This is a genomic window from Streptomyces sp. NPDC059957 (assembly GCF_042730015.1).
Lineage (GTDB): Bacteria > Actinomycetota > Actinomycetes > Streptomycetales > Streptomycetaceae > Streptomyces.
This window is the reverse complement of sequence record NZ_JBHWMB010000073.1, coordinates 1-12,048: the sequence shown is the minus strand read 5'-3', so window position 1 is coordinate 12,048 and position 12,048 is coordinate 1. Positions and strand designations below refer to the sequence as shown.

The following is a 12,048-nucleotide window of genomic DNA, read 5'->3' as shown; positions in this document are numbered from 1 at the left end:
GCACTGACAAAACCCGGAAAATAGAACAATTGTGCGAATTTAATCGAGATGTCGGGCGTCGGGCGGCAGCACCGTGTGGGATCAGGCGGCGACGCGGTGCTGGGCAAGCTTGTCCAGCATGATCTGGTTGGCTTCCCAGCCGTCCGGGAACTTGGCGCGCACGGACAGATGCACCGGGTCGGTCGAGGGGTGGCTGTCCAGAAGATCGGCGATGCCCTCGCGGGCGACGACGATGCACGCCTGCCGGTGGCGGGAGGCGAGCACGCACAGTCGCCCGGCCTCCAGATGGAAGGCCGTGGCGTCCCGGCGGCCGGACAACGGGTGCACGACGATGACGACTTCGAACTCGCGGCCCTGCAGCCGGTTCGCGGTGTCCACCGTCACGCCCGGTGCGCCGGGGCTGCCGGTCCGGGCGAGCGCAGCCCGGACCAGGTCAGCCTGGTCGCGGTGGGCGACGCCGATGGCGATGTCGCCGGGTTCCAAGGGCCGGCCGCCCGGGTGGCGCTCGCAAGTGACGACCGCTCCGCGGTCCAGCAGCCTGCCGGCGAGGTCGGCGGCGGTCTGGAGGGTCTCGGTGTCGGTTCGCGGAACGTGCCGGCGGCGCAGTTCGTGCAGGGCCCAGCCGGTGGTGAACGCCTGCACGAGGGTCTCGTCCAGGTCGGTGCGGGCGAACCCGGCGGTGCGGAACCCCAGGGCACGCGTGTCTTCACCGGTTCCGGAGGTGAAGCGGGTGAACGGGTAGAACGCCCGGGCGATGGTCGGTGCGGCCGAGAGCGGTAGACGCCAAGACACCGGCAGCCTGTGCACGGGAATGTTCTGGTTGTGCTCCAGCATCACGCTGACACCGTTCTGCGTGGGGTCGTGCGGCAATCCGATCCAGCGCTCGGTGCCAACGATCGCGAACGGGTCCAACTGGCCGGGGTCGCCGACGAACAGGCCCCGCTCGAAGCGTTCGACGATCTGCAACAGCATGTCCGAACGCATCTGGTAGGCCTCATCCAGGATCGCCCAGCCGAACGTGGCGTCGCGGACGGTGGCCCACTTGGCGGCGGTGCCGACGATGATCCGGCAGCCGGCCAGGTCGGTCAGGGTGCGGCCGACGGTGGTGTTCGTCAGGGCACCCAGGGCCGGAGACGGGGCGTAGCCGGTGGCACTCAACCGTCCGACGGCGATGCCTGGATGCTCCCTGGCCAGACGCATGACCAGGTCGTCGACCTGGTTGTTGGTCTGGGCGACGATGATCGGGCGCTCGCCGCCTTCGGCGAGCTCCAGGGCGGCGCGAGCCACCAGGGTGCTCTTGCCGGCGCCCGGCGGGGAGTCGACGACCACGGCCCTATGACGCCCGTCGGCCATGTTCGCGAGGATCGCCTCGGTGGCAGCGGCAGCGGCCGTTGCAGGGTCGGGCACGGCCCGTTCGGGTGTCGTGCTGGTGTCAGTCCTCATTGCCCCACTCCTCTGCTGCGGCGTCCTCGGGAACGGTGGAATCGGTGTCGCTCTCGGCGGTGGCACTGTGTGTCCACGGGGCGGCGTCGGAGGCCGGGAACTGCGGTGCCGGGCGCCATCCCGGGTCGGGCAGGTAGGCGACGGACTGGCCCGACTCCGGGACGGTGCCCTGCTTCGGGACGCGGCCGCGTCCCATGCCGCCGGTGATCTCCACCGTGACCCGTGTGGTGTCGCCGTCGGGGAGGACGGAGACGATCATGGCCTTGTGGCCGGCCGGCTGGGACGGGCTGATCAGCTTGGTGTCGGCGGCCAGCCGCACGGGATCCTCGGTGCGGACGGTGACGCGTGGCCGCGGCACCCGCCTGTTCTTGTCCGTGGTGACCGTCCGGCCGGGTTCGGCCTCCACGACCGTCCCGGCGAACGCCTCACCGGCGCTGCGCCGGTCGGCCAGCACGAAACGATCGTCGAACGCCATGTCGGACTCGAATTCGACCAGTGCGCGCTCCAGCCAGCCCAGCCGCCGGGCCGCACCGATCGCGGTGTCCCGCTTGCGCTGCGGAAGCCCGCCGGAGTCCCGGTAGTCTGAGTAGCCCGTGAAGGCCTTGCAGTCACCCTCGAAGCGCTTGGCGGTCCGCGGTGCCTCGGGCACGGAGCGCAGCAGCGATATGGCCTGCCACACCATGCGCCAGGTGGGCTGGGTCTGTCCCGCGATCAGTTCCCGCAGTTCGGTCTCGGCGGTGGCCAGCGCGTGCGGGTCGTCGAGCGTGCGGGCCGTGTCGAACTTTCTGATCGCCGGGGCCAGGTCGCGGTTGTCGAACTCGGGGGAGGTCGCCGGGCCCGCCGGCGGGCACACGTCCGGGTTCTCCGCATCGGCCATGGCCTGCTCGACGCTCAAGCCCGACGGGGGAGCGATCCAGGCCATGAGAGAGGCGAGGTTCTGGTCCTCGAGCGTGCTCTGGCCGGTCGCCCAGTGCTCGGCGAGCATCCCGGTGACGGGCAGCAGCATGGAGGTGCCGGCCTGTTCGGCCCTGTCGGCCAGGAACGTCAGCCACATGCCGAACTCCGGTACGACGTCCGGCACCGCGTAGAGACCGGACGTCGCGCGGAAGCGGCACATGCGTCCCAGATCGGCCAGGGCTTTGACGCCGCCGGGGTTGGGCACCAGGATCTGCGGTGCGTCGGTGTACCGGGAACGCTCGCCTTCTCCGCGGCGGTCCTGGCGGAAGGAGTCGATGTAGTCCATCACGATCTGGCCGAGGCCGGCGGCGAACGCGAACCGCTGGTCCCGGTTGCGGGGCTGGGCCACGACCAGCAGGGTCCCGTTCCTCTTGGCCGAGCCGACCATCGCGGCCAAGGGCGCCCCGGCCTCGCCAGCCATGGCCAGCGGGATGATTACCAGCGGCCGGGCGGACAGATGCCGGTGCCGGAACTCGGTCAGGGGCACCGCCTGCATCGACTCCATCGCCTGCACGTGCGCCAGCGCCGACAGCGTGCTCATGACACACCCCCGAGGTCTTCCAGTTCGGTACGCAGCCGTGCGGCGTGCCGCAGGGCCGCGGCCATCTCCACCTGGTCCTTGCTCGGCTTCAGTTCTCCGCGCGCCAGCCCCATGACCATGGTCGTGGTGTCGATGCCACCGAACTGCTCGCGCACCACCGGCCCGAGGACATCCAGCGAGGCCTCCGCGCGGGCGCGGGCGCGGCAGTAGAACGCCATCTCGCAATGGTTCAGGCAGTCCGGGCGGTACGTCGCGAGGACCTGATCCAGGGCCTCGGTCAGGTCCTCGGCCGGGCGCCGGGGCCGATCCTCCGTGTCCGGGGCGAGGTCGAAGGTGAGGTCCTCGGGCAGCAGGTCCACCAGGTCCCCGATGCGTTCGATGCGGGACAGCTGACGCGTCAGGGCGGCCACCTGCTTGCGGGCGTCGACGAACGCCCCGGTCGGGCGGTTGGTGAAGTCCTTCGGCGCGACCAGCACGATCGTGTCGGAGACGACCTCCTCGCTAATGCCGGCCCGCCCGAGCAGGTCGCGCAGCGCGATGATGTACGCGCACGCCTGCGTGGTCGCCGCCCGTACCTGGATGGGGGAGGCCTGCTCGTCGATGATCGGGAAGCTCTTGATCTCCACGACGTGGAAGCGTCCGTCGATGCGGAAGGCCACCAGGTCCGGTTCCAGGTACGCCTTATGCCCGCCGATCTGCAGGTACAGCATCGGGTGGTCGAACAAGGTACCGTCGCCCTCGCCCCGGGCGGCCCGCAGCAGGACTTCCTCGGTGCGCTCATGGCGCTCCTTGGAACGGCCGTCGCCGCCGACGTCGTTCAGGTCCTCGTACCCCACCTCCGGCAGCGTCAGTTCCAGGGTCTCGCGCAGGACGCGCAGGAGCTCCGCGCAGCCGTTGTCCTTCACCATCGCCTCGAAGGCGTTGCCGCGGGTGATGGCGAAGGAGGACTGGCCGAAGGACGGGGGGTGGCCGACGTGTGTGGCGATTGCGGCCTTGTCGGAGCCAGAGGCGTCCAGCAAAGCCCGCAGCGTGCAGCGCGGGTTGTTCTCCAGGGCCGCCAGCGACCGGGCGTTGTAGTCCAGGCGTTTCGCGGATCCGCGCAGTGCGGCGAGGCGGTCGTCGACTGGTTCTTTCACGGTCTCGTAGATCCTTGCGGGGGAGAATAAGGATGCGGGGAGATGGAAATCAGGCACGGGCGGACCGCAGATGCGTGATGCCCCGCAGGGGCGCGCCGAACAACTGCTCGTCGTCACCGAGGGACTTGCGGGCCTGCCGCGCGGCGGCCGCCCGGGTGGCACGGTCGGTGTCGGTATGCACGTCCAGCTCGGCCTGGGCGGCGCCGATCACCTGCTGCGCATCCAGCGCGCCCCCGTGACCGGAGGCGTTCCTCGGCATGGCGTCGGGGATGTTGACGGCGAAGCGCCACAGCAACCGCAGGGCCTCCGGACTGGGCCCGTCCGCAGTGGACTCGGCGGAGGTATGCACCGCTTCGGCGATGCGGAGCCCGCCGGTGAGGAAGTCCACGCGCGGGGACAGCGGACCGATGACGCGCTGCTCCAGCGTCCAGGTGCTGATCGTGATCAGTGCCCGCACTGGTGTCAGCAGGTCGTGCGCTAGTGCTGGGCACAGGTAATACGGCCGGGCTCCCGGACTGGAGCGGTAGGAACGCTCTTCGTCCCGGCGCAGGCTGGAGAGCTTGGACGCGGAGAGCTCTCCCGGGAAGAACGCCTCGTGCACGCCGACGATCAGCTTGGGCGCGGCCGGGACCCCGAGGAGCATCAGGGCGCGGTGGACGTGTTCGCGTGCCGGGAGCTGCGATCCCTGGGCGGCCGGAGCGGTTTCCGGCGCTGGGCGGGGCGGGGCAGTCGCAGGTTCATCGGCGTCGACGAGGGCGTCCCAGGCCCGCTCGGCGCGGCGCAGCTGCATCCGCAGCTCGCCGGCCCGTTCGGTGTCACCGGCGGCGGCGGCGTCGCGGATCGCGCGGCGCAGGGTGCCGATGCTCTTCTCCAGGGCGTCCAGCGGATCACTCATGTACTAGACGCTACCAGAGTTCCAGAGTTTTCCAGACTTATTCCTGTGACTCGAGGTACAGTCGGATCACCGAACCTCCGGCCGCGGCGGCGCAACCCGCGCCGCCTCGCAGGCCGTTCCTCTGGAGGCACCCGTGACGGGACGCGTTTTTCACACCTCCGACTGGCACTTGGGCCGCCAGATCGGCCGCCATCGACGTGACAGCGAGGTCGACGCCGTCCTGGACGAGATCATCGCCATCGCCGAGGACTACGCCCCCGACCTGATCGTTCACAGCGGCGACCTCTTCGACAACCCCCGCCCCAGCCTGGACGACATCCACCGTGCGGCAGAGGCGCTGCGCCGCCTCGGCACGATCGCGCCCGTGGTCGTCGTCGCCGGCAACCACGACACCACTCGCGTCCTGGAGTTCCTGGAGTACGTCCTCAATGGCATGGGCGTCCGCGAAGGAGACCAGACCCGGGTCCGCTTCGCCACCGAAGCCCGCCCCGACAGACTGCTCCTCGCCGAGTACCCGACCAGGAACGGGGAGCTCACCCTGCGCATCGGCGCACTGCCCTACCTGCACCCCAACCGCTTCACCTACGACTTCGCTGACCCCGCCCTGACCACCGCGACCTACGCCGAGCGCATGCGCACCGTCCAAGCCGAGGTCTACCGCCGTCTGACCGCCGACCGAGGCCCCCGGGATGTCCTCGTCTACGCCGCCCACCTGTTCATCGAGGGAGCCCTCCCGTCCTACTCGGAGCGGCGGATCTCCCTGAGCACCGAGTACGCGGCTGCGGCCGCGGACCTGCCCGACGTTGCCTACGGGGCCCTCGGCCACATCCACAAACCCCAGCCTGTCGGCCGTTCCGGATTCCCCGCCTACTACGCCGGCAGCCCCCTGCAGATGGACTTCGGCGAGACCAGCGACACCAAGAGCGTCGTACTCGCCGAGATCGGCCCGGGCACCAACCCCCGCATCGAACTCGAACCGCTTACCGCAGGCCGCCGCCTGGTCCGCCTCGAAGGAACCCTGGAACAGATCGCCCACCGCGCCGCCCGCGTGGGGGACGCCTGGGTGAAAGCGGTGGTGAACGTCGACGTCTTCGACCCGTCCCTGCCGGCCACCCTCGCCAAGATGCTGCCGCAGGCGACGCTCGTCGACATCGACGAGCGCCGCACCGGCACAGCGCACCGCGTGCTGGACCGGCAGACCTCTACCACCGAACTGCCCGACATCGACGACCTGCTGCACGACTACCTCGCCGACCGCGGCACAGGCGGCCCGGCCCTGGACCGCGCCATGAGCGCTTTCACCCACCTGCGGGCCGAACCCGACCCCGATGATCCCGCACCATGCTGCGAGCAGACGCTGCTGAGCGCGGCCATCGCCGGCCAGCCTCTCGACACCATCGACCGCTCAAGCCTGCTCACCAGCACCGACACCATCGACGCGGAGGCGACGCGATGAAACCGATGACACTCGCCCTCACCGGATTCCGCAGCTACCCCGCCCAGACCACCGTCGACTTCACCGGCAAAAGGCTGGTCGCGGTCCTTGGCGACACGGGCGCCGGCAAGAGCAGCCTGCTCGACGCCATCGCCTTCGCCCTGTTCCGCAAAAGCTCCTGGGACGCCAAGGAACCCCGGCAGCTTATCGCCGACGGCGCACAGGCCATGAGCGTCGAACTCACCTTCGTACACGACGGGGAGAACTGGCGTGTCCTCCGCACCATGCACGCCACCAACCCGAACGCGGGCCGCCACCACCTGAAGAACCTGGACACCGGCGAGGAGACCGACGGCGCCACGGCCGTCGACAACCGCATCAAGTCGGTGCTGCAGATGAGCTACGACACCTTCCTGCGCGTCGGGCTGCTCCCGCAGGGCAAGTTCGACCAGCTCCTCACCGCCGCTCCCAAGGAACGCAGCGAACGGCTCCGAGAACTGTTCGGCGCCGAATCACTGGAAACAGTCCGGAACCTGGCCGCCCGCCACGGCCGCACACTCCAGCAACTGCTGGGCGACGCGCGGGCCAAACGGGCCCCCATGCCGGACAACCCCGAGGAGACGGCCGCAGCAGCCGGTGCGGCCGCCGACGCGGCCACAGCCCAGGCCGAACGACTGGACACCGCCGTCGCCCGCATCGGCGCACTGCAGGAAGAAGCCTCGCAAGCCCGGGACACCGCGGCGGCTGCCACCAGCGCCTCCCAGACCCTGGCAACACGCAAGGCGACCGACGCCGCCGCCGTCCTCGACACGCTCGACTCCGAGGCCACCGACCTCGCCGCACGGCGCGACACCCTCAACCGGCGTGCCGAGCAGGCTGCGGCCAGGGAAGAGGAACTGACCGGAGCGATCACCGCGGCAGAGACGCACGGAGAAGGCCGCGACGCCCTCGCCCAGGCCGCGATGCTCCTGAAGACCCTCGCGGAAAACGCCGAAGAACACCGCGGCGAACGCGACCGGCTGGCCTCCCTCACCACACAACTCGACGACGAACGCGACTCCATCGCCACGGCCGAAACGGAACTGGCCGAACGCGCCGCACACACCCAAGCGACGGCGGAGGCAGCCCGCACCGCCGCAGAGAACAGCAAGCAGACCCGCACGTGCGCCACCGCAGCCCACATCGCGTGGGACGCGGCCGTCTCGGCGGCCCGGCACATCGCCAACACCGCGCGTGACCACACCATCGCGGTGGGCCGGCAGAATTCCGCCCACGAAGACCTCGGCCCGGCGGAGGCCATGGCAACCGCGGCCCGCGAAGACCTCACCGCGGCCGAGACACACCTGGAGGCGCTCCGGCTGCGGAGGAAGGCCGCTGCGATCGCCACCGAACTGCACCCCGACGACGACTGTCCCGTATGCCGCCGGCCGCTCCCGGCCGACTTCCACCCCGAGCAGGCCGACGCGCATGAGCTGACCGAGGCGAACACGCAACGAGAGCAGGCGAAGACCGCACACGACAAAGTCGTCGAGCTGCGCGCCGCAGCCCGCGCCGCCGTGGCCATCGCCGACGAAGCGGTACTCGAACGCGACCACGAGCACAAAAGCGCGCAGCAGGCGGCGCAGGAGAACACCGAGAAGGCGGCACGAGCCTTCCGGATCCTTGCGGCCCAGGCCACCGAAGCAGGCACGGACTTCGACGCCACCTCAGCCTCAGCAAGGCTGACCGCAGCCACTACAGCCCTGGCCACCCCCGGCGCCGCACCTCCTGAGCAGGACACATCGGCGATCACCGACGCCATCTCCGCCTGCGAACACACGGCCGCCGCACACGCCGAACAGCTGAAGGACGAAGAGCACCGCCGCACCGCCGGGATCGAAACAGACCGCAGAACACTGGCAGAACGCACGAAAGTGCACCACCGCGATACCAAAGACGCATCCGCAGCTTACGAGCGCCACACCCGGGCCGTGGCAAGGACCGCCGCCGACATCGGCATGCTTCCCGCGCGCATCCGGGCGATGCTGCCGCAGGACTCGATCGACGTCGCCACCGCACAGACGGACGCCGCCACCACAGCCGTCACCGCCCGGCAGACCGAACTCCAAGAGCTGCTCGACCAGAGGGAAGTAGCCCGAGCGGAGGAGAACGCGGTACTCGCCGACCAGCGCACCCTCGACCACGACACCCGAGCCCGCCTTGAACGCCCGCTGGAGAAACTGCGTGACAACCTGGACGCGTGGGCCCAGGCCGCCGTCCAGGCCAGCACACATCTCGATGAGGCGGACTGGCTAGCGCTGCCAGCAGCTCCCACGCAGCCGGCGATCGCCGAGGTCCGCCACTACGCCGCCGCCCTCTCGACGACGACCTCGGCACTCGGCGACAAACTCACCGAGCGAGCCGCCGCGGCGACAGAACGCGCAGCCGCCGCCGAGAGCCGTCTCGGCGAGCATGCAGCCGCACTCGCCGACGTCGACGGCTTCGACGCCTCAGCCGACCTGACCACACCCAAATCACTTCACCCGCTCGTTGCCGCAGCCGCGCAGGCAACCAAAGAGGCCGAAGACCAGCGCTGCAAACAGCGAGAAGCACGGGACCTGATCAAGCCAGCCGCTGACCTGGACTTCGCCATCACCGCAGGGGAAGCCCGCTATGAAGCCCTCGAGGTACTACGCCGCGAACTGGTTGACGCCAAGTTCCTGGGCCACCTCACCACGCTGCGAACCCGCGCATTGCTCGGCGTCGCCAGCGACCTGCTCGGGCAGATGTCTGACGGTCGATTCGGTTTCGCAGACGACTTCGACATCATCAGCCGCAGCTCCGGGGTCGCCCACCACCCGAATCGCTTGTCAGGAGGGGAGAAGTTCATGGCATCCCTCGCCTTGGCCCTGGCGCTTGCCGAACTGCACTCCCGCAGCGGGCCGACTCTCGGCTCGCTCTTCCTCGACGAGGGCTTCGCCGCCCTCGACACCACCGCCTTGGACCTGGCACTGGAGGTACTGCGGGCCCAGGTTGGCGGCGACCGCCTGGTAACGGTGATCAGTCACCTGCACGCCGTCGCCGAGGCCGTCGACGATGTGCTGTGGGTGGAGCGGACCACTGCCGGCTCATCCGCCCGGTGGCTCACACCGGCTGAGCGAGATGACATGGCCCAGGACAACCTCGCCAGCGGACTGCACTCCCAGGCGCGATAGCCACTACAGGGCACACTATCCATCGCCGTCCCCAGGGCCGGGCTTCACCCACTGGACATGCTGAGTGCCGTGAGCATCCTCCTCCCGCTCGATTTCATCCCACACCCAGCGGGCACCGACTGGTGGGCGGACCAGCTCCGGGCGACGATGCCCGCCGGGATGGTCCGCGACGCGCTGCTCGCCTCTCCGGCCTGGCCCGACATGGCCGCCGCCATGGACTGCCTCCACGGCCAGGGCGTGGACGTAACCCAACTACTAACCGACGCGCACGCGGCCGGGGTCGGCGTCGACCAGGCCGTCGCCGCCGCACCCGCAGCCGGCGCACCGGGCCCCGGGGAGGTTCCCGCCGCGCGGACCGCGGAGGCCTGCGATCCGTGGGCGCCGCCCCCCGCGGCGGCGAAGGCCCCCGCATCCGGGCCCGCCCCGGCGCCCGCACCCGCGGCTCCGGCTGCGGCTGCGGCCCCGGTTCCGGCCCCGGAGGCGGTGGTGGTTTCCGAGGATGCGCCGCTATTCGGGACCGCTGACCGAAGGCCTGACTCTCCCCGCCAACCTCGACCTCGGCGTACGGGACAAGGCGCTGGAGCAGCTCGGTGTCCGCCCGGCCGTGCACGCCCGGATCGTCTCCACGGTCAAGGACGTCCTGGGCGAGCGCGACGGCGGCCTGCTCGTGGGTGCCCGCCCGTGGCCGCTGCTGGCTGCCCGCATGCAGCAGATCGGCAAGGACCACGGCCCGAAGGCTGTCGCCGACCACCTGGCCCGCCTCACCGGAGATGACTCCTGGCGTGTGGGTGCGCCCGGCGAGTTCGCCCGCCGCATGGTCCTGTCCACCCACCAGGCCCTTACCACCCCCCCTCGACGCACCTCTGGTGGCGACGCCCGGGGTCTCGGCGGCCGCAGCCCGCTCCCGCTCCACCACCACGCCCGGCGGGGCGGCGCCCGGCCAGGCCGCTCCGACCGAAGCCGCGGTGCCCGGCCACCGGCAGGCCGTCTCGCGCGTCAAGGGGACAGGCCGCGCACGGTGACGGCGGGAACTCCCCTCGAACGTGGACGGCGGGCCATCTGGGCGTGGACGGACCGGGTACGGGCGGCCTGGTGGGCGCTGTCCGGCCGAGACCGGATCGCTGTCGAGGGCCTGCTGTTGTCCGGCGCGCTGCTCGCGGCCGCCTGGCGGGCGGGCCACCTGGGTCTGGTGCAGGCGGACTTCGTCCTGTCGGTCCTGGGCGGCACGGCAGGCGTGGCCACCTTGTGCCGGGGCGCCGTGTGGCGGCCGCAGCCCGCCGCGCCTATGGCCAGGCCCCTGGTGGCGTCCTCGGAGGAAGTACAGCGGCACGTTGCCCGCGAGGCGGGCACCGTGCCCGGCGCCTGACCGGAAAGAACTGCGAGGAAGGGGAACACGGATGGGGATGACGGGCAGGCAGCGCCGGGCCGGGAACGGGAACAGGGCCGGCCCCGATGTGCGGGGGTCGGCCCTGTGCGTGCGGCACTCGCGCTGCAACGCGGTGCTGCTGTGTCCCTGATCTGCGGAGTCACCAGCAATCGAGGGGGCCACCGGTCTCCCGGCGGTGTCTTCTGGCTCAAGGTTGCATCGGCGTTGAGCCGCGGGGCAAGCGGCGTTTGGACGGCGGTGGACCAACGGCTCGTCGCTCGGACAATCCTGGGTGGTGGAGGGGCGTTCACCGGGATTCCGTGGGGTGGGATATGGGTCGGGGCAGGGCGTCTTGGCTGGTCAGAGCCTGTTGCTCAACTTAGGAACAGCCTTGGACAGAAGTGAACCAAGGAACGGACATGTGGCACATCTCGACCACCGCCCGTCCGATCTTGCTTAGGCCGGTCAGGTGGGCCCTGCCATCATGTACGCATCGGGTTGGGCGACTGCAATCCCCTCCCGGTGCACACCAGTTGGAGTCACCAGCACGAGGGGGCGCGGTTTGCCGCGCCCCCTCGACACAACGGCGGGGGCCGGGGGTTCTTCTCCCGTACCTCCCGCGAGGGAGATGACGAAAGATGGAGCAGGGAACGGGCCGTCCGCAGGGGCGGCGTGAGGTGGGTGTCCTGCCGGGTCCGGTGGGCGGGATGACGGCGGCGCAGGCGGCGGTCGTGTGCGTGGTCATGGTGCTGGCCGTGGTGATGCGGCTGTACGGGCAGCTGCCGATGCGGGAGATCTTCCAGCTTCTGGGCGGCGCCGCCGGGATCGGGGTGGTGGTCGTGTTCGCTTTCACCCCCGGCGGGCGCGGCAAGGTCGCAGCGGCCTCCCGCGCGGCGGTGGCCGCGTTCCGGGCCGGCCGGTAGTGGGGGCGGGGATGGGACGTCCTGAACTGCCCGTGGACTTCACGGTCCCGGCCCGGGGGGGGGGGGGGGGGGGGGGGGGGGGGGGGGGGGGGGAGGGAGGGAGGAGCCAGGGCGAGATGTCCTGGGGGGGCAGACAGTCTTCGGACCAACTACAGCAG

At 70.6% G+C, this 12,048-nt stretch carries 8 protein-coding genes; 4 read left to right on the top strand and 4 right to left on the bottom strand.

The features are described from left to right. Nucleotides 1–81: 81 nt before the first annotated feature. The 4 genes from ACFWBW_RS33830 to ACFWBW_RS33815 are packed head-to-tail and all read right to left on the bottom strand — an operon-like array spanning nt 82 to nt 4,972. A complete protein-coding gene (locus ACFWBW_RS33830) occupies nt 82–1,443 on the bottom strand; it encodes an AAA domain-containing protein (protein ID WP_385380925.1) in 1,362 nt (453 codons plus the stop codon). Continuing rightward, complete coding sequence (locus ACFWBW_RS33825) at nt 1,433–2,941, bottom strand: hypothetical protein (protein ID WP_385380922.1); 1,509 nt, start codon at nt 2,939–2,941, stop codon at nt 1,433–1,435. The genes ACFWBW_RS33830 and ACFWBW_RS33825 overlap by 11 nt, the downstream gene beginning before the upstream one ends. Next, nucleotides 2,938–4,077, bottom strand: a complete 1,140-nt coding sequence (locus ACFWBW_RS33820; RefSeq protein WP_385380919.1) for a hypothetical protein — start codon at nt 4,075–4,077, stop codon at nt 2,938–2,940. The genes ACFWBW_RS33825 and ACFWBW_RS33820 overlap by 4 nt, the downstream gene beginning before the upstream one ends. 49 nt (nt 4,078–4,126) lie before the next feature. Further along, a complete protein-coding gene (locus ACFWBW_RS33815) occupies nt 4,127–4,972 on the bottom strand; it encodes a hypothetical protein (protein WP_385380917.1) in 846 nt (281 codons plus the stop codon). Nucleotides 4,973–5,105: 133 nt separating this feature from the next. On the opposite strand from ACFWBW_RS33815, the gene ACFWBW_RS33810 reads away from it, so the two are divergent. From ACFWBW_RS33810 to ACFWBW_RS33795, 4 genes are all read left to right on the top strand, one after another. Beyond that, entirely contained in the window at nt 5,106–6,428 is a 1,323-nt protein-coding gene (locus ACFWBW_RS33810; RefSeq protein WP_385380914.1) for an exonuclease SbcCD subunit D, read from the top strand. After that, nucleotides 6,314–9,601, top strand: coding sequence for an AAA family ATPase (locus ACFWBW_RS33805; protein WP_385380911.1), 3,288 nt, complete (start codon nt 6,314–6,316; stop codon nt 9,599–9,601). Before ACFWBW_RS33810 ends, ACFWBW_RS33805 begins: the two co-directional genes overlap by 115 nt. A gap of 499 nt (nt 9,602–10,100) precedes the next feature. Then, nucleotides 10,101–10,967, top strand: coding sequence for a hypothetical protein (locus ACFWBW_RS33800; protein WP_385380908.1), 867 nt, complete (start codon nt 10,101–10,103; stop codon nt 10,965–10,967). Between the two features lie 638 nt (nt 10,968–11,605). Further along, nucleotides 11,606–11,890 (top strand): hypothetical protein, encoded by a 285-nt coding sequence (locus tag ACFWBW_RS33795; protein WP_385380905.1) that lies wholly within the window; start codon nt 11,606–11,608, stop codon nt 11,888–11,890. The last annotated feature ends 158 nt before the right edge of the window (nt 11,891–12,048 follow it).